Annotated in this window: 19 protein-coding genes and 4 tRNA genes; 7 read left to right on the top strand and 16 right to left on the bottom strand. The window is 42.0% G+C overall.

Annotated elements, in window-relative coordinates; translation table 11 throughout:
* Positions 1–42: 42 nt before the first annotated feature.
* The 8 genes from mtnN to coaA form a co-directional block, all read right to left on the bottom strand.
* On the bottom strand, positions 43–741 hold the full coding sequence (mtnN, locus tag B0184_RS03195; protein WP_005707642.1) for a 5'-methylthioadenosine/S-adenosylhomocysteine nucleosidase: 699 nt from the start codon (positions 739–741) through the stop codon (positions 43–45).
* Positions 731–1,456 (bottom strand): thioredoxin domain-containing protein, encoded by a 726-nt coding sequence (locus B0184_RS03190; RefSeq protein ID WP_005707638.1) that lies wholly within the window; start codon positions 1,454–1,456, stop codon positions 731–733. Before B0184_RS03190 ends, mtnN begins: the two co-directional genes overlap by 11 nt.
* 9 nt (positions 1,457–1,465) lie before the next feature.
* On the bottom strand, positions 1,466–2,050 hold the full coding sequence (gene mog / locus B0184_RS03185) for a molybdopterin adenylyltransferase (RefSeq protein WP_005707646.1): 585 nt from the start codon (positions 2,048–2,050) through the stop codon (positions 1,466–1,468).
* 238 nt (positions 2,051–2,288) lie between these two features.
* A complete protein-coding gene (gene ccmI, locus B0184_RS03180) occupies positions 2,289–3,203 on the bottom strand; it encodes a c-type cytochrome biogenesis protein CcmI (RefSeq protein WP_005707654.1) in 915 nt (304 codons plus the stop codon).
* Positions 3,204–3,206: 3 nt separating this feature from the next.
* Positions 3,207–3,671 (bottom strand): cytochrome c-type biogenesis protein, encoded by a 465-nt coding sequence (locus B0184_RS03175; protein ID WP_005707645.1) that lies wholly within the window; start codon positions 3,669–3,671, stop codon positions 3,207–3,209.
* Positions 3,668–5,005 (bottom strand): hypothetical protein, encoded by a 1,338-nt coding sequence (locus tag B0184_RS03170; protein ID WP_005707664.1) that lies wholly within the window; start codon positions 5,003–5,005, stop codon positions 3,668–3,670. Before B0184_RS03170 ends, B0184_RS03175 begins: the two co-directional genes overlap by 4 nt.
* A gap of 70 nt (positions 5,006–5,075) precedes the next feature.
* Complete coding sequence (locus B0184_RS03165; RefSeq protein ID WP_005707660.1) at positions 5,076–5,615, bottom strand: DsbE family thiol:disulfide interchange protein; 540 nt, start codon at positions 5,613–5,615, stop codon at positions 5,076–5,078.
* Between the two features lie 68 nt (positions 5,616–5,683).
* The gene (gene coaA / locus B0184_RS03160) at positions 5,684–6,634 is read right to left on the bottom strand and encodes a type I pantothenate kinase (protein WP_005707637.1); all 951 of its coding nucleotides are present in this window, start codon (positions 6,632–6,634) and stop codon (positions 5,684–5,686) included.
* Between the two features lie 244 nt (positions 6,635–6,878).
* Between coaA and B0184_RS03155 the strand changes: the two genes are divergently transcribed.
* The 6 genes from B0184_RS03155 to xerD all read left to right on the top strand — a co-directional run bounded on the left by B0184_RS03155 (position 6,879) and on the right by xerD (position 9,539).
* A tRNA-Thr gene (locus tag B0184_RS03155) sits at positions 6,879–6,954 on the top strand.
* Between the two features lie 35 nt (positions 6,955–6,989).
* Positions 6,990–7,074, top strand: a tRNA-Tyr gene (locus B0184_RS03150).
* Between the two features lie 42 nt (positions 7,075–7,116).
* A tRNA-Gly gene (locus B0184_RS03145) sits at positions 7,117–7,191 on the top strand.
* 3 nt (positions 7,192–7,194) lie between these two features.
* A tRNA-Thr gene (locus B0184_RS03140) sits at positions 7,195–7,270 on the top strand.
* Positions 7,271–7,382: 112 nt separating this feature from the next.
* Positions 7,383–8,567: an elongation factor Tu gene (gene tuf, locus B0184_RS03135; RefSeq protein ID WP_078177606.1), complete on the top strand. Its 1,185-nt coding sequence runs from the start codon at positions 7,383–7,385 to the stop codon at positions 8,565–8,567.
* A gap of 78 nt (positions 8,568–8,645) precedes the next feature.
* Positions 8,646–9,539 (top strand): site-specific tyrosine recombinase XerD, encoded by an 894-nt coding sequence (gene xerD, locus B0184_RS03130; protein WP_005709549.1) that lies wholly within the window; start codon positions 8,646–8,648, stop codon positions 9,537–9,539.
* On the opposite strand, the gene tilS is transcribed toward xerD, so the two are convergent.
* From tilS to ydiJ, 5 genes are all read right to left on the bottom strand, one after another.
* Positions 9,524–10,789 carry a tRNA lysidine(34) synthetase TilS gene (tilS, locus tag B0184_RS03125; RefSeq protein ID WP_005709484.1) on the bottom strand — a complete coding sequence of 422 codons (1,266 nt, stop codon included), beginning with the start codon at positions 10,787–10,789 and terminating at the stop codon, positions 9,524–9,526. The genes xerD and tilS overlap by 16 nt on opposite strands.
* Positions 10,790–10,868: 79 nt before the next feature.
* Complete coding sequence (gene mnmE / locus B0184_RS03120; protein WP_005709559.1) at positions 10,869–12,251, bottom strand: tRNA uridine-5-carboxymethylaminomethyl(34) synthesis GTPase MnmE; 1,383 nt, start codon at positions 12,249–12,251, stop codon at positions 10,869–10,871.
* 193 nt (positions 12,252–12,444) lie between these two features.
* Positions 12,445–14,076, bottom strand: coding sequence for a membrane protein insertase YidC (gene yidC / locus B0184_RS03115; RefSeq protein ID WP_005709371.1), 1,632 nt, complete (start codon positions 14,074–14,076; stop codon positions 12,445–12,447).
* Between the two features lie 101 nt (positions 14,077–14,177).
* A complete protein-coding gene (locus B0184_RS03110; protein ID WP_005709395.1) occupies positions 14,178–14,612 on the bottom strand; it encodes a PaaI family thioesterase in 435 nt (144 codons plus the stop codon).
* 98 nt (positions 14,613–14,710) lie between these two features.
* Positions 14,711–17,803: a D-2-hydroxyglutarate dehydrogenase YdiJ gene (gene ydiJ, locus B0184_RS03105; RefSeq protein ID WP_005709493.1), complete on the bottom strand. Its 3,093-nt coding sequence runs from the start codon at positions 17,801–17,803 to the stop codon at positions 14,711–14,713.
* A 547-nt stretch (positions 17,804–18,350) separates the two neighbouring features.
* Between ydiJ and ompA the strand changes: the two genes are divergently transcribed.
* On the top strand, positions 18,351–19,478 hold the full coding sequence (gene ompA, locus B0184_RS03100; protein ID WP_005709502.1) for a porin OmpA: 1,128 nt from the start codon (positions 18,351–18,353) through the stop codon (positions 19,476–19,478).
* A 160-nt stretch (positions 19,479–19,638) separates the two neighbouring features.
* Here ompA and mrcB read toward each other — a convergent pair whose 3' ends face one another.
* From mrcB to B0184_RS03085, 3 genes are all read right to left on the bottom strand, one after another.
* Positions 19,639–22,032 (bottom strand): penicillin-binding protein 1B, encoded by a 2,394-nt coding sequence (gene mrcB, locus B0184_RS03095; protein WP_005709417.1) that lies wholly within the window; start codon positions 22,030–22,032, stop codon positions 19,639–19,641.
* Positions 22,033–22,112: 80 nt separating this feature from the next.
* Positions 22,113–22,970, bottom strand: a complete 858-nt coding sequence (gene menB / locus B0184_RS03090; protein WP_005709561.1) for a 1,4-dihydroxy-2-naphthoyl-CoA synthase — start codon at positions 22,968–22,970, stop codon at positions 22,113–22,115.
* A gap of 131 nt (positions 22,971–23,101) precedes the next feature.
* Complete coding sequence (locus B0184_RS03085) at positions 23,102–24,805, bottom strand: bifunctional (p)ppGpp synthetase/guanosine-3',5'-bis(diphosphate) 3'-pyrophosphohydrolase (RefSeq protein ID WP_078177605.1); 1,704 nt, start codon at positions 24,803–24,805, stop codon at positions 23,102–23,104.
* Positions 24,806–24,841: the final 36 nt, after the last annotated feature.

Below are 24,841 nucleotides of genomic sequence, written 5' to 3'. Positions count from 1 at the left end.
GGGAATACGCCCTAAATGTAAAATAGGGCTATAGATGTTACGTTAACCCAAATTATTCAACATCGCCAAAACCATCTCTGATGATTTCTCTGCGGCAAGCGGTAAAAATTCATCGAAAGAGAGATGCGATTCTTTATCGGCAACGTCTGAAATCGCACGCACCACTACAAATGGAATTTGCATTGCGTGGCAAACTTGAGCAATCGCAGCAGCTTCCATTTCAACGGCTGCGACTTGTGGGAAGTCTGCACGAATTTGAGCGATTTTATCTGCCCCGTTGATAAAGGCATCACCGCTACAAATTAAGCCAGAAACAGCATTTAAGCCTAATTTTTCCGCCTGTTTTTTCGCTACTTCTACTAATTGTTCATTTGGTAAAAATGCCGCTGGATTGGCGGGAAGTTGTCCTTTCTCATAGCCGAAAGCTGTAACATCCACATCGTGGTGACGTACATCCGTTGAAATAATCACATCGCCGACGTTTAAGTTTGGATCTAACCCGCCAGCAGATCCCGTGTTAATAATCATATCGGGTTTGAATTGCTGAATGAGTATTGTTGTGCCCATTGCAGCGGCTACTTTACCAATGCCTGATTGCAATACTGCAACAGGGCGGTTGTTAATTTTACCTTCAAAAATTTTGCAGTTGGCTATTTCTGTTGTTTTCGGTTCAAGCATTAAACCGCATAAAATTTCTACTTCTTGTGGCATCGCACCAATAATTGCAATTTTATTTGCCATCGTTATCTCCTTGTTCTTGTTGTAGTTTCTCAACTAAAAAATCTAGCACCCCGAAGGTGTAATCATCGTTGTAAAGCGTGTTTTGCAACAAAATATATTTTCCGTTTAACACTGCCATCGGCACATACTTCGGCGAACCGTATTGCTTAAACAAATTCACATCGGTTTCAATCTGTTTTTTCACTAGTTCAGAGTGGAAAAGCTGATGGAATCTCTTATCATCAATTCCGTTACGCTTAAGCCACGCTCGGATCTCATCATTGCTTTTTAGCAAACTTTTCTCTTCTTTGCGATCAAGGCTGTCGAACAGATAGAGTGGGCTTAAATCTGCCTTGCCGTATTCCTTAAAAGTTGCATTCATCGCACTGGTGAAATTATCCTCTTTGGCAAAGCTCGGTGAGGTTTGCAACACCAATTTATCTGCGTGATTTTTTACATAGAGATTAAGGGAATCCAACCCAATCAGGCAGTTTTTACAGCCATATTGATAGAAATATTGGATTAAAATTTTGTCCTTTGGCACATCGACTTTAATCGGTTTGATATAGGAAAAGAAATCCTTACCATCTTTGAAAAGCGGTCGTTTTTCTTCGGTTTTTTGCGAAGTTTCACTTGTAGTTTTCTTTTCAGGTTCGCTTGCAACGTTTGGAAGCGCAATCATCAAACCCAGCAAAGCGGTTAAATAATGTCGTAATTTCATCGTGGTTTTACTCATTTGGCGGATTTATCTTCTCGCTGATTTCGGGCGGAAACTTTCGCACACGCTTGCGTGGGTGTCGATATAAATCTCGCTGAGTAATTGCAAGCAATAAGGCACGGCGGAGAAAATGCCTTTTACCATTGTTTTGCCGTTTTCGTCTTTTACGCCTTCCAACGTTTCTTGGATTGCTTTCGGCTGCCCTGGTAAGTTAAGAATTAAGCTCTCACCTCGAATGACACCCACTTGGCGAGAGAGAATCGCGGTCGGTACAAATTGTAGGCTGACTTGACGCATTTGTTCACCAAAGCCTGGCATTTCACGATCTGCGACGGCAAGCGTAGCATCAGGGGTTACATCACGTTTCGCAGGACCTGTGCCGCCAGTAGTCAGTACTAAATGGCAGTATTGGTTATCTACCAAATCCACTAAGGTTTGCTCGATAAGCGGTTGCTCATCAGGAATTAAACGGATTTCGATATCAAATTCATCAATTAAGGTTTTTTCCAACCACGCTTGGAGTGAGGGAATGCCTTGGTCTTCATAAACGCCCTGTGAGGCACGGTCGGAAACGGAAACTAATCCGACTTTGAGTTTGTGTTTGTTTAGCATTTTATATTCTCTTTTTGTACTAATTTCTCCGTAAATGACTACTGCCAAATCTCCCCTCCCCCTCTTTACTAAAGAGGGGTTAAATCATACTAAAATTGGCTTTTAGTGTTCTACTTCAACATTAGTATGTTTAAAACTGTTGAGCATAATTTACTAAGGAATAACCCCCTCTTTAGTAAAGAGGGGGAGGGGAGATTTGGCAGTCTTGTTTCCGAAGAAATTGGTTTATTTGGTTATCTTACTTTTGATTTTCTTTCACCGCTTCAGCCGCTTTTTGCTCTTGCATTTTTTGCATTTGCATTGCCATATCAATACTTTTTTCTACCGTTTTACGACGCGGATTATCTTCAGGAATCAGCTTCAACATCATTCCCCACGTCATCGCTGCCATTTTGTAATCTTCCTCTTCGAAAGCACTAAATGCTAGCATACTTAACGCATCAAGGTTGGTGTGATCTTCCCGCAACAGTTCAGACAGTAAGGCTTTGCCTTTCTCTTTATCTGCTTTATCTTGAGAGAGCATCAATAATTGTGCATAGCTTGATTTATATTGCATATTTTTCGGCTCAAGTTGTGTTGCTTTGCCGTAGCTTTCATAGGCAAGCTGACCATCATCTTTTGCCATCCCCACTTGTCCAAGCATAAACCAGCCTTGTGCATTGTTTGGATGCTCTTGTAAATCGGCACGCAATGCTACTGCGAATTGGTTTAGCTCAGCTTCAGACAACGGGTTCGTGTCTTCGTTTTTAATACGATCGTAAAAATATTCCAGCTTTTTATGTGTCATATTGACCATATCTGCCGCTTGCCACGAGCCGACGGAGATATAAGCTGCCGTGCTAATCGCTCCAACCGCAACAAGAATTGCAACAAACCAGCCTTTTTTGACCGCTTGTATGCTGGCTTGTTGCTCGGCTTCTTCGGGAATATCGTCTAACAAGCTCTGTTGCAACTCTTGTTTGGTCTGCTCCGCATCTTCAATCACACCCTCGTTCGCCTCTTGCTCCACTTCTTTTAAACGTTGGAAGTAAAAGTGCTTGTTGAGCGTGGAACGTTGCGTACCGTTCAATTGCTGTTTGCTTTTTAAAAGCGGGTAAAAACCGATGAAGCAAATCACCAGCGTGATTGCCAAAGTAATGAGCCAAAAGGTCATAGATTATTCCTTATTATTAAGAATTTTTGCCAAACGTGCTTTATCTTGTGCTGATTTTGCAAGATCTTGCGATTTTTCAACCGCTTGTGAGCCTTTTTTCTTACGTATCAAAATCAAGCCTAAACCCGATAAAATGAGTAACACAGGCAATATCCACAAGAAAATAGTAGCAGGGGTAAGAGGTGGATCGTAGGTGACAAAATTGCCATAGCGTTCAACCATATATTCCACCACCTCGTCCTTATTTTTGCCCCGTTTGAGCAATTCTAATGTTTTCGCCCGCATATCGGTGGCGATAGTTGCATTAGAATCCGCAATATTGTTATTCTGACATTGCGGGCAACGCAAGGTCTGGATAAGCGACTGATAATCTGCCTCCTGCTGCGGGCTATCAAATTGGTTGAATTCGATGGGGGCAGCGGTGGCGATGTTGCTTGCGAAGAGTAAAAGTAATAGTTGTTTTTTCATTCTATTTTATATTCCAAATAGTCTAAATTTCTATATTGTTTGGTTGATTCACAGCTTATATGGTTATTTCCTTGATATTCAAAGATTTTATTCGATGGAATTTGTATGAATTTGTTGCTATGTTCTCTTTTGAATACAACAGTATCTCCCGTATTCCAATAAATTTTACCACAATGTGCACTATATTCATTGTATCTTGAAAGATCGTCTTTTGAAACGTCGTTTTCAGTTTTATATTTTTCTACTTTTATAAGTAGTTGTCTTGGTTCAAGAACTGTTTTTATAAAGCTTTCTTCTATGTAATAGATTTTATTATCTTTGTCTTGGTAGCCAAGTATTTGCATAATTCTATCAGAGTATTTTGTTTCAAGATTAGGTAAAAATGTAAGTTTTATTGGTTGTACTATAGAATATATAAAAATAGGCATCAAAATAGTTGATGTAGTAAATGAGAAAAAAACAAATTGAAAAAGTGATTTCTTAGTATGTGTATTTTTATTAATATCTGAAATAATTGTATTATTAATCCATACCAATGTAGGAATTAAAATCGAGTAAATAATATAGAAAAAATCATGTTCTCCATGTGTAACACCTAAAATAAAAAGTATGCTATATCCAGCAGATAAAATAAAATAAGTTGTCCTTTCGAAGTTGTTTATAAAATTTTTAGTAAAAAAATTTCCTATAAAATAAATAATTATCTTTTTATATGCGTATATTCGTTGAAAATATTTCTTTTTTATTGTAATTATTTTGTGTGTTTTTGTGATTGTAGTTGTTAGGTTTTCTTTTTTGCTTTCATGAGGGCTACTTTTAAGAAGAAAAAAATAAAGTATTAATAATATTAATGTTATAATGCATAAGATAATTGGTGTGTTTTCTATATACCAGTTTTCTCTGTTAATAAAGGAGAACGCATAGTAACAACATATAAATATAAATGAAACCAATGTCGGTAAAGAATAGGCGCAAACACCTGTTTTCATTTTATTTTTATAAACTAAATAGCTTGGTGATGTAGTAATAAAGAAGGTAAAAGAGTTTAACACTAAATATGCAGCTATGAATGAAATTAAGTTTGTTCCTGAAATGCTTTTATAGAATAAAGAAGTACTGTTTATGCTATTTAAATAAATGTACAGCACAATAGCTCCAGAAAATGCTCCTAAAAGCATAAAAGCTGTAGTGGATATATAAGTTATGTTGTATGCTTTTGTATAGTTTCCATCTTTAGGAAGTACTTGGCCTTTTGATTCTAAATCATGAGACTCTGTTTTTGTAATCTTGCTTGAAGTTTGGAAATGCACTTTTTTATTATTTTCTTTTTCCATTTTTGTTTAACTCGTCGGCTCTTAGTTTTTTTAGTTCATGTTTACCTTTTCCCATATAAACTCCTTATTGTTATTTCAACTTCTCATAAATCGGCTTCAACGTTTCATTCCACACGTGTTCATTTACATCCCCTGCATGGCGGTAGAGAATTTTACCGTTGCTATCAATCACAAAGGTTTCTGGTGCACCATATACGCCTAAGTCTAAGCCAAGTGAGCCTTTCGGGTCGTAGATGATTGCTTTAAATGGATTACCGTAATTCATGAGAAATTTCATTGCTTTGGCACGTTCATCTTTATAATCGATGCCAACAATCTCTATGCCTTGTTTAGCAAGCTCAGTTAAATAAGCGTGCTCCGCATAGCAAGTTGGACACCACGTTGCCCAAACAGTAAGAAGGCGAGGCGTACCTGTTTTAATGATTTTTTCATCTAGCATTTTGGTTTCGTCTTGCACCGATTCTAGTTTGAATGTGGGCACAGGCTTGCCGATAAGTGCCGATTCGAGTTTTTTCGGGTCATCGCCGTTGCCATTGCGAAAGAGTTGAACCATTAAAGCGATGCAAAGCGTGATAAATATAACTAAAGGAAGAAAGAGTTTTTTGTTCATAATTATTTCTCTATTGCCTAGTGCTTTCGCCCTAGGTCACGTATAAATTAGCCTCTTTGGGGCTAGAGTTATTTTCTTAATTTCACCGTCTGGATTTCGTGGTTTTCGCCTTTGGTGAGGATTAAATCCGCACGGTCTCGGCTTGGAAGTATGTTTTTCTTGAGATTTAAGCCGTTGATTTCTTCCCAAATAGTGGAGGCGGTTTGGATTGCCTCTTCTTCCGATAATGCTGAGTAATGATGGAAGTAGGAATTTGGGTCTGAAAATGCACTGCGGCGGAATTTCAGGAAACGGTAAATATACCACTGTTTTAATAAGGTTTCATCAGCATCGACATAAATAGAAAAATCTACGAAATCGGAGACAAAAGCATTGTGCGGGCTGGTAGGGTAATTCATTCCGCTTTGGAGCACGTTTAAACCTTCTAAAATTACGATGTCTGGCTGCTCAACGACGTTAAACTGGTCGGGGATGATGTCGTAGGTCAAATGTGAATAAATCGGGGCTTTCACCGATGGTTTGCCCGATTTGAGGTCGGAAACAAATTCGATTAAGCGGTAAATATCGTACGACTCAGGGAAGCCTTTGCGTTTGAGTAGGTTTTTCTCTTCCAAGGTTTTTAGCGGGTAGAGAAAGCCGTCGGTGGTGATTAAATCCACTTTTCTTGGCCCTGGATAGTTGGAAAGCAAAGCTTGTAGAATACGTGCGGAGGTGCTTTTGCCGACCGAAACGCTCCCTGCAATACTAATAATGTAAGGCACTTTTGGTGGTTCGACATCTAAAAAGCGGTGCAATACGGCTTGGCGTTTGAGATTTTCTTCGATGTAATAGTTGATTAAACGGGCAAGCGGTAGATAAATAGTGCGAACTTCCTCTAATGAGAGATCTTCGTTAAAGCCAAGCAGGGGTTTGAGATCTTGCTCGGTCAATTTTAACGGCACAGATTTACGCAGTGCTGCCCATTGGGTTCGATCAAAAGTTAAAAAAGGGGTAATTTTGCTGTTTTTTTCAAGGCTCATTGCCAAAATCTCTATTTTCTTAATCTAAATTTTGCTTTTTTAGCAAAAGAATGATGCGAACTATACAATATAAACGGGATTTTTTGGGGATTTATTCAGAGAAAAACGCTAAAAAGTTACAAAAAATCAACATTTAGATCGCAAAATAAGCAAAGAAACGGTTTTTTAAAATTTTTTAGAAAAAACGCTTGCACGGTTTCCAAAAATCTCTATAATGCACCTCACTTGCTTACGACAACGCAACGCCGACTTAGCTCAGTAGGTAGAGCAACTGACTTGTAATCAGTAGGTCACCAGTTCGATTCCGGTAGTCGGCACCATTCCTGCAATGTTTAATCAAGTATTCAATTATCGTGGAGGGATTCCCGAGCGGCCAAAGGGGGCAGACTGTAAATCTGTTGGCTCAGCCTTCGAAGGTTCGAATCCTTCTCCCTCCACCATCTCTTATTGAATCGCACATTGGGACAGACGAATTTAGAACAGCGGGCATCGTATAATGGCTATTACCTTAGCCTTCCAAGCTAATGATGCGGGTTCGATTCCCGCTGCCCGCTCCAAGCGCTGATATAGCTCAGTTGGTAGAGCGCACCCTTGGTAAGGGTGAGGTCGGCGGTTCAAATCCGCCTATCAGCACCACTCTCTTCTAAACTTCATCTTTTCAAAGTGTTCTTAATTTTGTAACAATTTCTACATGTGGTTAATGTGGTTATACGCCATTGTAACCGTGTTTGTTTAAGAGGCTTTAAAAATGTCTAAAGAAAAATTTGAACGTACAAAACCGCACGTTAACGTGGGTACAATCGGCCACGTTGACCATGGTAAAACAACTTTAACAGCTGCAATCACAACTGTATTAGCGAAACACTTCGGTGGTGCAGCTCGTGCATTCGACCAAATCGATAATGCGCCAGAAGAAAAAGCACGTGGTATCACCATCAACACTTCACACGTTGAGTATGATACAGCAACTCGTCACTACGCACACGTTGACTGCCCAGGACACGCGGACTACGTTAAAAACATGATTACTGGTGCGGCACAAATGGATGGTGCTATCTTAGTAGTGGCAGCAACAGACGGTCCTATGCCACAAACTCGTGAGCACATCTTATTAGGTCGCCAAGTAGGTGTTCCATACATCATCGTATTCTTAAACAAATGCGATATGGTTGACGATGAAGAATTATTAGAATTAGTTGAGATGGAAGTGCGTGAACTTCTTTCACAATACGACTTCCCAGGTGATGACACTCCAGTAGTACGTGGTTCAGCGTTACAAGCGTTAAACGGCGTAGCAGAGTGGGAAGAAAAAATTCTTGAATTAGCAAACCACTTAGATACATACATCCCAGAACCAGAGCGTGCGATTGATAAACCATTCTTATTACCAATCGAAGACGTATTCTCAATCTCAGGTCGTGGTACAGTAGTAACAGGCCGTGTAGAGCGTGGTATCATCAAAGCGGGTGAAGAAGTTGAAATCGTAGGTATCAAAGACACTACGAAAACAACAGTAACTGGCGTGGAAATGTTCCGTAAATTATTAGATGAAGGTCGTGCGGGTGAAAACGTTGGTGCATTATTACGTGGTACAAAACGTGAAGAAATTGAACGTGGTCAAGTATTAGCGAAACCAGGTACAATTACACCACACACAGACTTCGAATCAGAAGTATACGTATTATCAAAAGAAGAAGGTGGCCGTCACACTCCATTCTTCAAAGGTTACCGTCCACAATTCTACTTCCGTACAACTGACGTAACTGGTACTATCGAGTTACCAGAAGGCGTAGAAATGGTAATGCCAGGCGATAACATCAAAATGACAGTATCATTAATTCACCCAATCGCGATGGACGAAGGTTTACGTTTCGCGATCCGTGAAGGTGGTCGTACAGTAGGTGCGGGCGTTGTTGCTAAAATCATCAAATAATTGATGGCTTAGTCAAAGCTTCACAAGAGAAGGCGTATCGAAAGGTACGCCTTTTTGCTATATTGAGAAAATGATCCTATGAAACCCCTCGACAGCATTATTGAACAATTCCTCGATCAACTCTGGCAAGAATACGGGTTATCGCAAAATACAATAGAATCTTACAGCTTGGATCTTGCTCAATTTACCGATTGGCTTGATTCACCTCGCGAATTTTTAACGGTAGATCATAGTAAACTCCAAGATTTTCTCAGTTTTCGTATTGACCAAGGTTATAAAGCGAGCAGTTCTCTTCGAATGCTGAGTTGCTTGCGTAAATTTTTCCGCTTTTTATATCTTGAGAATTACCGCAAGGATGATCCAACAGCTACATTAGAATCATTTCGTAAGCCAACTCGGCTGCCAAAATCATTAAATGAAGAACAAGTAATGGATTTGCTCAATGTGCCGAATACACTTGACCCAATTGAACTGCGAGATAAGGCGATGTTGGAGCTGCTTTATGCAACTGGGCTTCGTGTTACGGAATTGGTTTCGCTTACTACTGAAAATATGAGTTTGCGACAAGGCGTGGTACGGATTATCGGTAAAGGCGATAAAGAGCGATTAGTGCCGATGGGGGAAGAAGCCATTTATTGGATTCAAGAGTATTTTCAACAAGCTCGACCGATTTTGCTGAATCAGCAGCAATCAAATGTAGTGTTTCCAAGTAAACGTGGAACACAAATGACACGTCAAACATTCTGGCATCGCATTAAGCATTACGCTCAATTGGCTGGTATTGAAAGCGAAAAACTTTCTCCGCATGTGCTTCGCCATGCCTTCGCTACCCATCTGGTTAATCACGGAGCCGATCTCCGCGTGGTGCAAATGTTACTCGGACACAGTGATTTATCCACTACCCAAATTTATACTCACGTGGCAAAAGCTCGTTTGAAATCATTGCATGAAAAATATCATCCTCGGGGATAGAGTAAGCCTAATAGAATATTTTTGTTAAATACAAGAGGCACCCTATCCCTCAACCACATAGGAATCTGGTGCTTTTGCCAGATTTTTTTTATCTCTTCGTGATGGTTTTTGCCATATTCCTGCACTTTGCCTGAAAATCCTATTTGAATGGTTAGAGGTGAATTTTGATGATTGAATGGAATCGGTAAGCGGTTAATTTTTCCTGTTTTTTGGTAAATCAGTTCATGACCAAGATGTTGAATCTCGCCTAATTGATAAGGCAGTGTAATGTATTCATTTTGCTTAATTTGTTGTGAAAAGGGAGCGATCTTGCTCAATTTTTCAGTAACAAAAAGCTTTTGTTGATAACGACGAATAATCCATTTTCCCAATTTTAATTGCGGATTTTTATCTTCTAGTGCCAAAACTACATGCTCCATGAGCTGTTGTAATTGGGCTGATGTTGGCATTAACAAGCCTGATTTTTCCAACCAAAGGCGAAGAAGAGCGGCTTGTTTTTCGTGTGAAAATTGGGGAAAGTCGTGAATGGCGAGTGTTTTTGCTTCAGTATCAATATAGTGAGCTAAACTCTCGGCTAATAATTCATTCAGCAAGCGCCGTTCGCTGGCTAAATGCTGGCAAGCTCGAGCAACGTTACGAGAAAACCCCGCCCATTGTTGTTCCATTTGAGGCAATAATGTATTTCGCAGGAAATTGCGGTCGTAAGCGTTTGATTGATTACTTTCATCCTCCACCCACGCCAATTGATGTGCATTGGCATACGCTAAAATCTCTACTTTACTGATGTTTAATAGCGGTCGGAAAATTGCAAAGCTTTGCGAAAAACTGACCGTGTGCATTGCAGAGAGTCCTTTTAAACCTGCACCACGCTTGAGTGCAAGGAAAAAGGTTTCCGCTTGATCGTCCAAATGATGTGCAGTAACGACCACTTCATTTGGTTGCAACACTTCTCGAATGGCTTGATAGCGAGCTTCGCGAGCGGAAGCCTCAACGCCTTTTTTCCCGCTTACCGTTACTTTTTGCAAAATAAAGGGAATATTCCACCGCTTGCAAAGCTGTTCGCAGAAGCTTGCCCATTGATCGGCATTGGGGCTTAATCCGTGGTGGATGTGAACGGCACGAAGGTTTAAGTTCAGTGTGGAAAAAAGATCTAGCAACACCACAGAATCCACTCCACCGCTGAGGGCGATGAGGAAGTTTTGTTGGGCGGGAAGATGCTGGATGAGCTGGGTTTGTAAATAAGAACGCATATGAAAATGTAGGGGCAAATTATATTTGCCCTAATATACCAACAATTTGGGGCAAATGTAATTTGCCCCTACAATTGAATTATTTTCCAATACAAAACGAGCTAAAAATATTGCCAAGTAAATCATCTGAGGTAAATTGCCCTGTGATTTCGCTTAACGCGTTTTGCACCATACGTAACTCTTCGGCGAGCAATTCGCCTGCATGGAATTGGGTGAGTTGCACGTGCCCCATTTCCAGATGTTCTGCGGCAGACTCAAGTGCTTGCAAGTGACGGCGGCGGGCAAGGAAACCGCCTTCAGTGGTGCTTTGGTAGCCCATTGATTTTTTCAGATGATCCCGTAATAAATCTACGCCCACTTTGGTTTGAGCCGATAAACGAATAAGTGTGAAGCCATCTTTTTCTCCATCTTTTTCTCCATTTTTTTCTTCTAAGCCCTCCATTTCGCCTGATAAATCGACCTTGTTACGAATGACGGTAATCGGCATATTTTGCGGTAATTTTGCCAAGAAATCTGCCCATTCGGTTTTGAAATCGTCCGCTTTTTGCTCGGTGCTATCGATCATCAATAAGACGTGGTCAGCTTGCTCGATTTCGTTCCACGCACGTTGAATCCCGATGCGTTCCACTTCATCGCTTGCATCGCGCAAGCCCGCAGTATCGATAATATGCAGAGGCATTCCATCGATATGGATATGCTCACGCAACACATCACGGGTTGTGCCTGCAATGTCGGTCACGATAGCGGCTTCGCGTCCTGCCAAGGCATTGAGTAAGCTAGATTTTCCCGCATTTGGGCGACCTGCAATCACCACTTTCATCCCCTCTCGTAAAATCGCCCCTTGTTTTGCTTCTTGGCGAACTTGGCTGAGCTGTGAAATAATGTCGTTCAAATGCCCTTCAATTTTGCCATCTGCAAGGAAGTCGATTTCTTCATCAGGGAAGTCGATTGCCGCTTCCACGTAGGTGCGGAGGTAAATTACGCTATCCACCAAGCGGTTGATTTTAGTTGAAAATTCGCCTTGTAGTGATTTCAGTGCTGAGCGAGCAGCTTGTTCGCTGGTGGCGTCAATGAGATCGGCAATCGCTTCAGCTTGAGCAAGATCGAGTTTGTCGTTTAAAAATGCCTGCTCAGAGAACTCACCCGCACGGGCAATGCGTACGCCTTTGATTTCCAGAATGCGTTTGAGCAAAATATCTAAAATGACTTGACCGCCGTGCCCTTGCAGTTCAAGCACATCTTCGCCCGTGAAGGAATTTGGGGCTTTGAAGAAGAGGGCGATGCCTTGGTCTAATACCGTGCCATCACTATCTTTGAATGGCAAGTAATTTGCTAGGCGAGGTTTGAGTTCTTTGCCAAGCACTTCTTGGGCAACAGTATTTGCAAGAGGCCCAGAGACGCGTAAAATTCCCACGCCCCCGCGACCAATTGGGGTGGCTTGGGCGACAATTGTTTCTTTCATTGTTGTTCCTTTGGTTGAAAGTGGTCGATTGGTAAAAGGTTTTGCGAATTTGACCGCTTAGTCGTAGAAGAATGATATTCTAATAATTTACTCTCTCTCACAAGGGGTAAGGGAGGTATCGCATTGCAGATGCCTGATTATATCAGCATTTCCCTCACAATAAAAAAGCACGCTTGTGCGTGCTTTTTATCAATTATTTTTTCTTACGTGAATGTAACCCTTTTTTCTCTAATTGGCGATAAATCCACCATTGTTGGAACAGGGTAATACAGTTCGAGGTTAGCCAGTAAAGTACTAAACCTGCTGGGAAGAACAGGAAGAATACCGTGAAGATCACTGGCATAAAGGTCATCACTTTTTGTTGCATTGGGTCTGCCACTGGTGTTGGTGACATTTTTTGCAACAAGAACATTGAAGCACCCATTAAAATTGGGAAAATGTAGTATGGGTCTTGTGCCGACAAGTCTTGAATCCAGCCAAAGAATGGTGCGTGGCGTAATTCCACTGCTTCCATAAATGTCCAATATAATGCGATAAAAATTGGCATCTGGATTAAGATTGGTAAACAACCGCCCATTGGGTTTACTTTCTCTTCTTTGTAAAGCTTCATCATCTCTTGGCTCATACGTTGGCGATCATCCCCGAAACGCTCACGCATCTCTTGGATTTTCGGCTGTAACATACGCATTTTTGCCATTGAGGTGTATTGTGCTTTGGTTAATGGGTAAAGAATTGATTTCACCACGATGGTCACTAAGATAATCGCAATACCCCAGTTAGACACAGCTTTTTGGATAGTGGTTAATAACCAGAATAATGGCTTCGCAATGAACCACGCCCAGCCGTAATCTGCGGTTAAATCTAAGTGGTTTGCGGTTTCAGCCATCTCTTTTTGATCTTTCGGACCCGTCCATAAATGAGTGTTTATGCTCGCTTCTGTATTCGGGGCAACGGTTGTTACCGCACCACGATAGCCGATAGTGGCAAAACGTTTGTCATCAGATACGCGAGTGAATAAGGTCATCGCTTGGTCTTGAGCAGGAATCCACGCAGACACGAAATAGTGTTGCAATACTGCAATCCAACCTGTGTTGGTTTCAACAGATAAACCCGCTTTTTCCATATCTTGGAAGCTATATTTTTTATAGTTGGTTTCTGAAGAAGAGTACGCACCGCCTGTGTAAGTTGGCATCGTTAAGTTGCCAGAGTTTTCCACGATGGTGTGTTTTAACTGACCGTAAGGTTGTACTTCAATGGCTTCTGCTGTACCGTTTTTAATGTTGAAATTCACATCAACATTGTAACTACCACGTTTAAGCGTGAAAGTTTTGGTGTAAACCACGCCATCTTTTTCAAAAGTTAAAGGCACGCTTACCGCATCTTGACCCTCTGCTAATTTGAAGCTTTCTGCAGTTGTTTGGTATTGTGGACGACCAGAAACCGTATCGATTCCGTTTTTACCCACTAAGCCACTTTGAGCAATATAAACGCGGTTAGCGTTATCTTGTAATAATTCAAAAGGTGTGTTTGAGTGAAGTTCTGCATTGTGTTTAAGCAAATCAGAGTCCACCACATCACCACCAAGCGTATCAATGGTTAAGCGTAATACATCGCTTTCAACCGTGATGGTTTTACCTTTAACGCTTGCCACATCAGCGGGCTGTGAAGTGCTTGATGCAGGTACATCGTGAGATTGTTGTTGAGCTTGGATCTGAGCTTGTTTTTGTGCTTGAATTTCAGGGTTGAAATCTTGTTGCCATTGTGTAAACAATAGGAACGACACTAATAACAATCCCATCACCAGTAAACTACGATTTGAATTCATAGGGAATTTCTCTTGTTAATGAAAGTGAATGGATAAAAGAAGAGCATTTTATAATAGGTTGCGGGTAGATCCAACTCACTTTTACGGCTTTTCTTGGATTTTTATGCTGCTGGCTTATCTAAAACTTTAGTAGACAAGCGTGCTACCGCACACAAATTTCCTTCTTCGTCTTTAGTTTCAATATTCCACACGTGCACTTCACGCCCTAATTTAAGCGGGTAAGCTCGGGCAATCGCTTTTTTACCTGCTTTAACCGATTTTAAGTGGCTGATGTTCAATTCCATTCCAACAGCGATCTGATGCGGCTCGCACACTAAAAGCGAGCCTGCATTTGCTACCGTTTCAGCAAGCGTAGCAGAAATGCCGCCGTGTAATACGCCGAACGGCTGCATGGTTTTTTCGTTTACGGTGAGTTCTGCTTCCAGCCAATCTTCACCAATTTGGGTGAATTGAATGCCTAAATGCCCAACAGCATTACCTTGGCAGAGTTGATTTAATTGTTCAGGGGTGGCAGTTTGTTTCCAGATGGTGGTCATGGGTTCCTCGGAGTTTATTGAAAAGTAGGGTGTATGGATTTGAAAAATCCACGCCCGCAAAATAAAGCCTGCGTGAACTGCGTTCACACACCCTACGATTAGATAATGGATAATAGAGCCTGTATTGGATGCTTAATCTGTTGATGCTCCATTCGTTTCACTTGCGAACGGCAAGAGTAGCCTGTCGCTAAGCATCGTTCAAGCGGTGCGTTTTTCAGTTTTTGTTGCCAAGATTGTTGGTAAATCGCTTTTGACATCTCCACGTGGGCGGTTTCGTGCCCAAATGTGCCTGCCATTCCGCAGCAACCTACTTTCTCGCTTACCAACGTTTCGCCAAAATGGGCGAAGATCTGTTGCCACTCTTTGCTTGAGGTAGGAAGTTCGGTGGTTTCGGTGCAGTGGGCGAATAGATGCCACGGCAAGCGGTCGGTTTCTTTTGCTTTTTTGCAATTGTCTAATACGCCTGATTTGATTTGCTCAATCAACCATTCGTGGGCGAGTAGCACTTTGAAATCGCCGCGTTCCGCTTTCAAAATATCGCGGTATTCATCGCGATAAAGAAGCGTTAATGCAGGATCGATTGCCACCATCGGTAAGCCGAGTTTGGCGATGCGGTTTAAGAAATCCGCTTGATTTTTGGCAGTTTTGGCGAATTTAGTCAAAAAGCCTTTGATGTGTTGTGCCTTACCTGTTGGTTTATATGGCAAGACCACGGGTTTGAAGCCGAGTTTTTGAATAAAGGCAACGAAATCTGCCACCACTTTTGCATCGTAGAAGGTGGTAAATGGATCTTGCACTACGAGTACAGTTTGGCAATTTTCTGCGGAAAATTGACCGCTTGCCTGTTGAGCTTCAAGATTTTCAAGTGTTTCGCCTTGATAGCCAATTTCTACCAATTGCTTTTGCAAGTTTGGCGCGGAAAGGGCAGGCAAGTAAGTCATTCCAATTGTTTTATTGGCGGCGATTTCTGCCAAATGACTGGTGCTGAAGAAATTAAAAAATTTCGGGACTTTTGCCATTAAAGGGGCGATAAACTCCAAGTTTGACACCACGTAATCTTTCGCAGGGCGAAGGTAGCGTTGGTGGTAAAGCTCATTAAATTGTGAGCGGAAAGTCGGCACATCAATTTTAATTGGACATTGGCTGGCACAGGCTTTACAAGCAAGGCAGGTATCCATCGCTGCTTTTACTTCGTGTGAGAAATCATATTCCTGCGTTTTCTTGAATGAATGACGTACTTTTGCCACAAAATCGGTTAATTTCACTGCTTTTGAGCGTTTTTCAAAAATCAAATCATTAGGGTTAACTTGCTGATCGGCAAGCAAACGCAGCCATTCGCGGATGAGCGTTGCTCGTCCTTTCGGGGAATAAAGGCGGTTGCCCGAAATTTTCATCGACGGGCACATCGTGCTGTGCACGTCAAAATTAAAGCATAAGCCGTTGCCGTTACAATTCATCGCCCCTTTAAATTCTTCACGCACTGCAATTGGAATACGGCGATCGAAATCGGCTCGCATTGTTGCATCGATTTTGTAGAGCTCCGCGTCAGAATCTAATGGCGTACAGATTTTGCCTGGGTTGAGACGATTTTGCGGATCGAACAGTTGCTTGATGTAGCGCAGTTCTTTCCAAAGCGTTTCGCCGAAAAAGCGTTCGCCATAGTAGGAGCGCATCCCTTTGCCATGTTCGCCCCAAATTAAACCACCATATTTATAGGTGAGTTCCACTACTTGGTTGGAAATCGCTTTGAAGGTTTTGACCTGTTCTAAATCGCATAAATCGAGGGCAGGGCGAACGTGTAGCACGCCAGCATCCACGTGCCCGAACATACCGTAGGCAAGGTTGTGGCTATCTAATAAAGCACGAAATTCGGTAATGTAATCGGCAAGGTTTTCAGGCGGCACAGCAGTATCTTCCACAAAGGGAATCGGTTTTGCCCAGCCTTTTGCATTGCCAAGCAAGCCCACCGCTTTTTTCCGCATTGCGTAGATTTTTTCGATGCCGTCTAACTCTTTGCAAATTTGGTAGCCAATTAGACCGCTTTCCCCTTGTGCGATTTTTTCATCAAGGCTAGTACACAAGGCTTGAACTTGCGTTTCGATTTGTTCGAGATCGCTGGAGGCATATTCAACAATGTTAATCCCCAAAATCGGGTTGTTTGGATCTTCGGTGATTAAATCCGACACCGAGTGCCAGATGATGTCTTGTTTCGCCAAATTCAACACTTTGGAATCGACCGTTTCGACGGATAAGGCTTTCGCTTGCAACATCATTGGTGCAGAGCGGAGTGCGGCATCGAACGAGTTGTATTTGATGTTAATCAGCGTGCGATATTTCGGAATCGGCAGAAGGTTGAGTTTCGCTTCGCAAATAAAGGCAAGCGAACCTTCTGAGCCTGTCAGAATACGGGTAAGGTTAAATTCGCTTTCATCATTATTGAAGACATTTTTTAAGTCGTAACCCGTGATAAAGCGGTTCAGTTGTGGCAACTCTTTGAGAACAGTCGGACGTAGCGTTTTACAACGTTCAAAGACCTCGTTATGTAATTTTTTGCCTAAACTAGAAAGTGGTAGTTGCTCAAGGTTTGTAGAAAAGTTCTTGGTTTTAACCGCTTGCGTTTCTAGAATTTCGCCATTTACTAACACCGATTTGATTGCCAAAATATGGTCGGACGTTTTGCCATATTGCAACGAGCCTTGCCCTGATGCATCGGTGTTGATCATCCCGCCTAGCGTAGCTCGGTTACTGGTAGAAAGTTCGGGTGAGAAGAATAAACCGTGTGGTTTGAGGAATTGATTAAGCTGATCTTTGACCACGCCTGCTTGCACGCGAACCCAGCATTCTTTCACATTTAGCTCTAAAATTTGGGTCATATGGCGGGAGAGATCGACAATAATATTGTTATTGAGCGACTGCCCATTTGTACCTGTGCCACCGCCGCGGGGTGTGAAAGTGAGGCTTTGATAGGCTTCTTTTTGGGCGACTTTAGTCAGAATCACTACATCGGTAACCGATTTCGGAAAAAGTACCGCTTGTGGCATGCGTTGATATACGCTGTTGTCGGTTGCCATTGAAAGTCGGTCGGCATAGCTTGAGGCAATATCGCCTGAAAAATGCTGTTCGGTAAGTTCGTTAAGATATTGCTGAACTAAAGGATTTTGGTCTGGAGTGTTTGCAAGTCTAGGAATCATTTTTTGTTCCTTTATATAAAGATAAAATCGTTTGCATCTTAGCAAGAAATGGGGGGAATGGGAACGAAGATATTTTTAAATGAAGTGAAATCAATAAATAAAAACTCCATTCCATTTATTATTTATTGGCGTTAATTTTCTGTTATGTAAAATTACGTCAAGAAAGTTGATTTTATTTTATATCATCCCCATAATAAATGCAGTTTAGCTAAGTTCTTGATATTTTTCCTATTAAAATAGCATTGTTGATATAAATATCAGATTGATTGCAAAATAACCATTCGATGGGGTTTTGTATGCTATTTATACAGAAAATTATTGATCTTAAGCGAACTTCTTTAGATAATAACACGCATTCTTGCCCATCTTCTTAAGGACAAGAATGAGTGAAGGCTATTTTTCTTTATGTTATAAAGTAAAAATATTCGGCATTTCACTTCTTTAGTCTTTCTATCAAAAGAAGATGAAAGGCGTGGTTAAGATTCAACATTTTTATTATGTTGGAAAATTTTATTACATGGAATGACAAATTATAGAGGGTCATAAAATGAAAAAATCATTAGTTGCATTAGCAGTATTAGCTGCATCAGCAGCAGCAACAGCAGCTCCACAAGCTAACACTTTCTATGCAGGTGCTAAAGCTGGTTGGGCAAACTTCCGTGATGGTTTCACACAATTTGAGTCAAGCCAACCAAATGCTAAATTTAACGGTGGTTATGGTGTTAATAAAAATACTGTAACTTATGGCGTATTTGGTGGTTACCAAATCTTAAACCAAGATAACTTTGGTTTAGCAGCTGAATTAGGTTACGATTATTTTGGTCGTGCACGTGGTAATACAACATTCCCTGGTGACAACAACCAAGAAAAACGTGCTGCAAAACATGCAGCACACGGTGCTCACTTAAGCTTAAAACCAAGCTACGAAGTATTACCTAACTTAGACGTTTACGGTAAAGTAGGTGTTGCATTAATCCGTAACGACTACTATGTTCAACCAACAGTTGCTCACGATTCACGTGTTAAAGCTCACAACTTAAAACCATCTTTAACTTTAGGTGCGGGTGTTGAGTACGCAATTCTTCCAGAATTAGCAGCACGTATCGAATACCAATACGTGAATAAAGTAGGTAACTTAGACAAAGCTATCTCTAAAACAACTAATAAGGCGTGGCAAAATACTCAATATAGCCCAGACTTACACTCAGTATCTGCAGGTTTAAGCTACCGTTTCGGTCAAGGTGCAACACCAGTTGCTCCAGCAGCTCCAGAAGTAGTATCTAAAAACTTCTCATTCAGCTCTGATGTTTTATTCGCTTTCGGTAAAGCAAACTTAAAACCAGAAGCAGCACAAGCTTTAGATGCAGCTAACAACGAAATCAACGCTTTAGGTTTAGCTAACCCAGCAATCCAAGTAAATGGTCACGCAGACCGTATTGGTAAACAAGCAGCTAACTTAAAACTTTCACAACGTCGTGCAGAAACAGTAGCTAACTACTTAGTTTCTAAAGGTCAAAATGCAGCGAACGTAACTGCAGTAGGTTACGGTTCAGCTAACCCAGTAACTGGCAACACTTGTGATGCAGTTAAAGGTCGTAAAGCGTTAATCGCTTGCTTAGCACCAGATCGTCGTGTTGAAGTTCAAGTACAAGGTTCAAAAGAAGTAACAATGTAATTTGTTAGTTTCTTAGAATAACGAGAAGCCCGCAGTAATGCGGGCTTTTTCATTACTAGGACGCTAGTAGGCAGATAGTATTTTTGCCAAATAAAAAGCGGTTGATTTTAAGAGAGAATTTGCGAATCTCTTACGAAAATCAACCGCTTTGGGCTTCAATCTATTCGGTTACTGGCGCAATTTCTTCCGATGGAATGCTTTGTTGTTCTTCGGAAACTTCCGCCTTGGTATTCTCTGTTTTAGATTTTCCAAGTGAGAGAGCATCTAACACTGTTGGTTTTTGGGCTTCCACAATTGAGCCACCAGAGGAGCAATAAATTTGCCCACGGTCACGCCACATTGGAATTTGTCGCCCGCTTTCACAAGCAATACTGCCGTAGCTGTTAATTCCTACCCATTGAATATCTTTCATTTTCGGCAAGTTAAATTTCAGCGGTAAGGCACGGCGGATATACTCTTTATAAACATACAATGCCCCGCTTGAACCCGTTAAATACGTATCGGCATTGTTATCTTTACCTAGCCATACCGTTGCCACGTTTTCGCCATCAATCCCCACAAACCAAGTATCGCGCGCGTTGTTGGTTGTCCCTGTTTTACCTGCCAAGCGTAAGTCGGCAAACTCACTTTGCAGGCTACGAGCTGTGCCTCGTTCAACCACTTGTTGCATTGCATAAAGTGTTTGTGTTGTTGCTTCTTCAGGGAGCACCTGCTTGCTCACATCTTCAATATTGCGCTGGTAAAGCGGTTTGCCGTTAAAGCCTGTGATAGATTCTATAGTTGTTAATGGCACTCTCAAGCCATTATTTGCAAGCACTTGGTAAGATTTGGTTACGTCATACGGTGAAATTGAGTAAGAACCAAGCAACATTGATGGGTAAGCAGGGATATCCACTTTGTCCCATCCCATCTCTTTTTGCTTCGCAATCACTTTTCGCAAGCCGAATTTCATTCCAATATTTACAGTTGGAATGTTAAGCGAGCGAACGAGCGCATCCATTAACATCACTGAGCCACTAAAGCGTTTGTCGTAGTTTTTGGGTGACCACGGTGGTGAGCCTTTAATAGTAATGGTGATCGGTTTGTTATCAATCGGCGTATTCAAGCGGAAATTTTTCGGATCAGACAACGCAATTGCATAAATAGAAGGCTTCACCAATGAGCCGATTTGGCGTTTGGTTTGGATCGCACGGTTAAAGCCCGCGTATTGAGTTAAACGGTCGCCCACAATCGCGCGCACTTTACCCGTGCGATATTCCGATACCACAATAGCGGCTTGCAAGTCCTTGATTTTCTTATCTGAATTTTCCAACTCTTCCAAGCCGTTAATCACTGCTTGCTCAGCAGAACGCTGTTGTTTGCGGTCAAGCGTGGTAAAGATTTTCGCACCAGAAAGTAAAGCAGAGCGGTTCTCTCCAAACTCATTTTTCAAGTCCATATTCAACGCTTGCATAAAGGCAGGTTGTTGGCGATAAATCGTGCCTTTTTCTTTTACGCCCAGCGGTTGTTTGACTAGAAATTCGTAGTCGCTTTGGCTAATCGCATGATTTTCTTGAAGCAGTTTGAGCACCACATTGCGTCGTTCAAGTGCCGCTTCAGGATGTCGCCATGGGTTATAAAGGGAAGGACCTTTTACCATTCCCACCAATAATGCCATTTGTGAGGGGGTGATTTCTTGGATTGGTCGCCCAAAATAGAACTGACTTGCCAATGCAAAGCCGTGTACTTGATAACTACCGTTCTGCCCTAAATAAATTTCGTTTAAATAGGTTTCAAGAATACGGTTTTTGTCGTAGCGTGCGTCTAAAATCAGCGACATCAAGGCTTCGTTAATTTTACGGCTTAGTGATTTTTCGCTGCTCAAAAAGAGATTTTTTACCAACTGTTGAGTGAGTGTACTTGCCCCCTGCACCGTTTTGCCCGCTTGATAGTTCGCTACTAACGCACGAGCAATTCCCATCGGGCTGATACCGTCGTGCTGGTAAAAGCGTTTATCTTCGGTTAAAAGTAGGGCTTGAATCAGAAAATACGGATATTGCTGCAATTTCAACGCTTGGCGTTCTTCATCGCTTTCTGAGTGCAACATCGCTATTAGTTTTGGGTCAAGCCTAAACTCTTCCACCAAACGTTGAGCACCCAAGTCTTCGATGTAAGTCAACTTGTCATCTTGGAAGCGCAAACGTAAGACACGCTGTGCTTCAGGATTTTCAGGAAACGGAAAGGCGCGACGTAGCACCACAATATTATTGCCTTCGATTTTGAAATCGCCAGGGGCAACAATTTGCGATACCTGACGATAGCCGTTGTCTAGCAAGGCGGTTTTGGTTTGCTCAAGCGTGAGATTTTCTTCAAGAGTGATACTTTCGATGCGAGCATAAACCTCAGCAGGCAATTGCCAGACTTGTCCGTTCATTTTGGTACGGATTTTTCCGTCCAAATAAATGGCATAAACTGCTATAAAGCTCGCCCCAACCACGCCTAATTTGAGCCCTGTGGTCAGCAATCGAGAACAAAGAGAGCGACTGTTTTTTTGCTTTTTTTCACGCGTTGACATAGTTCAAACCAAAAGGAAAAAGCGGTGAGATTTTGCAAGAAATTTACGAAATGCCACCGCTTGTAAGGAAGTAATAGAGATTACGGATTACGTTTAAATTTACTGAAATCAGGTTCACGTTTTTCGTTGAACGCGTTGCGGCCTTCTTGACCTTCCTCTGTCATATAGAACAACATTGTCGCATTGCCTGCCAATTCTTGAAGACCAGCCTGACCATCACAGTCTGCATTTAATGCCGCTTTCAAGCAACGCAGCGCGATTGGGCTATTTTGTAACATTTCACGACACCAACGCACGGTTTCTTTTTCTAAATCAGCATAAGGCACAACGGTGTTCACTAAGCCCATATCTAGTGCTTGTTGCGCATCGTACATACGGCATAAGAACCAGATTTCGCGGGCCTTTTTCTGACCTACAATGCGAGCCATATAGCTTGCACCCCAACCACCATCGAATGAACCCACTTTCGGGCCAGTTTGACCGAATTTCGCGTTATCTGCAGCGATGGTTAAATCACACATCATATGTAACACGTGACCACCACCTACGGCATAACCTGCTACCATTGCCACCACTGGTTTCGGGCAAGTACGGATGTCACGTTGGAATTGTAAAACGTTTAAGTGGTGCACGCCGCTGTCATCTTTATAGCCGCCGTAGTCGCCACGAATTTTTTGGTCTCCGCCTGCACAGAAAGCATATTCGCCTTCGCCTGTAAGCACGATTACGCCAATTTTTTCATCAAAACGAGCATCTGCGAATGCGTGAATCATCTCTTTTACCGTTTGTGGACGGAAAGCGTTACGCACTTCCGGGCGGTTGATGGTGATTTTTGCAATACCGTCGGTTGATTTGTGATAACGAATGTCGGTGTAACCTTCGCTGTGGTCAACCCATTCAATAGGTGCGTATAAAAATTCTTCGCTTGGATATAACATTGATAACGTTCCTTTTTATGTCAAAAATTCGTGCCATTATAGCGGTTTTTGTCGCTAGTGAAATAAAAAGCGGTTAAATTTGCCAACATTTTTGTAAATTATTATGCAAATTTAACCGCTTGAAAATTGGATTAACGCTTATCGACTTTCACTACGCCACTCAACTTGGTTAATCGTTGAATAACGACATAAAGATGAGCGTTGTCAGTAACTGAAATTTGTAATTTCACTTGGTAATTGCCGTTTTCGATTGGGTAGCTTTGCACCGAGCCGATATTGCTATTAAGTGATGCAATCGTATTGGTGAGGCTTGCTAACACACCAGGTTGGTCTTTAATTTCTAACACTAATTCTACGTGAATTTCCTCAGGTTCTTCAGTTTCTAAGGCTTCGTCTAAGGCATCCAGTTGTTTTAAGGCTTGTTTGATTTTCGAACGAGCTTTCGCACTTACTGCAAAATTCAACCAACTTGGATGCGGATAACGCCCTTCTTCGGTCACAATTTCAATTGTTTGCCCCGATTGCAACGGCTGTGAAATTGGATATGGCTGGCGATCTACTATCGCACCCACGCAGTGATCACCAATATCTGAATGCACCGCATACGCGAAGTCAATAGCGGTCGATTTTGCTGGCAATTCTACAATTCTGCCTTTCGGTGTGAATACGTAAATATCGTTTGAGAACAACTCTGATTTTACGCTTTCGATAAACTCTTCCGCATTGCCTGCACTTTGTTGCAATTCGATGATGCTTTGTAGCCATTTTTGCGCTTTTTGTTGCACGCTGGTGGCGTGAGTTTGCTCATCGTTATATTGCCAGAATGCAGCAACACCAAGTTCTGCCATCTGATCCATCTCTTCGGTGCGGATTTGCACTTCAATCGGCAAGCCTTTATGCCCAATCATTGATGTGTGGATCGATTGATAACCGTTACTTTTCGGTACGGCGATGTAGTCTCTCACTTGATACGGGCGCGGTTTATACAAAGCGTGTACCTGCCCCAATGCTCGGTAGCAATTGTCTACATTGTCTACCACGACGCGGAAAGCATAGATATCCAAAATCGAACGGAAACGTTGATCGCGTTGGCGAAGTTTGTGATAAAGGGTGTAAAGATGCTTTTCTCGACCGTAAATGCGAGCAGGAATCCCCACTTCTTTGAGACGACTTTCTAACTCGTGAGAAATAGTTGCAAGCAAGTCTTGACGCGTACCGCGTGCCATTTCAATCGCCATTTTCAGCACGTTATAACGGTGCGGGTACATCGCTTTGAAGCAAAGATCTTCCAGCTCATTTTTCAGATGTGTAATGCCTAAACGATGGGCGAGAGGGCTGTAAATTTCGAGCGTTTCTTTCGCAATGCGGACACGTTTATCTGGACGTAATGAGCCAAGCGTTCGCATATTATGAGTACGGTCGGCAAGTTTGATTAACACCACGCGGATGTCTTTGGTCATTGCCAAAATCATCTTGCGGAAGTTTTCTACTTGTGCTTCTTGGCGAGTGCGGAATTTTAATTTATCGAGTTTAGAAACCCCCTGCACAATTTCGGCAACGTTCTTGCCAAATTCAGCTGCAAGTTGTTCTTCGGTATAAGGCGTATCTTCAATTACATCATGTAAAAGCGCCGCCATCACGGCTTCGTGGTCGAGTTTCATTTCCGCAATAATGCCTGCAACGGCAACAGGGTGCGTAATGTAGGGTTCACCGCTTGAGCGAGTCTGCCCCTCATGGGCGTCTCTGGCAACAATAAAGGCACGTTTGACCAGCTCAATTTTATCGGCTGGCAAATACTGACGAATTATGCGATCTAATGGTTCAAAAAGATACACGATACCCCCAACACTAAAAATGGATAATGGACAATA

Source organism: Haemophilus paraphrohaemolyticus (genome assembly GCF_002015045.1).
Lineage (GTDB): Bacteria > Pseudomonadota > Gammaproteobacteria > Enterobacterales > Pasteurellaceae > Haemophilus_A > Haemophilus_A paraphrohaemolyticus.
The sequence above is the reverse complement of the archived record's forward strand: the minus strand, read 5'-3'. Positions and strand labels throughout refer to the sequence as shown.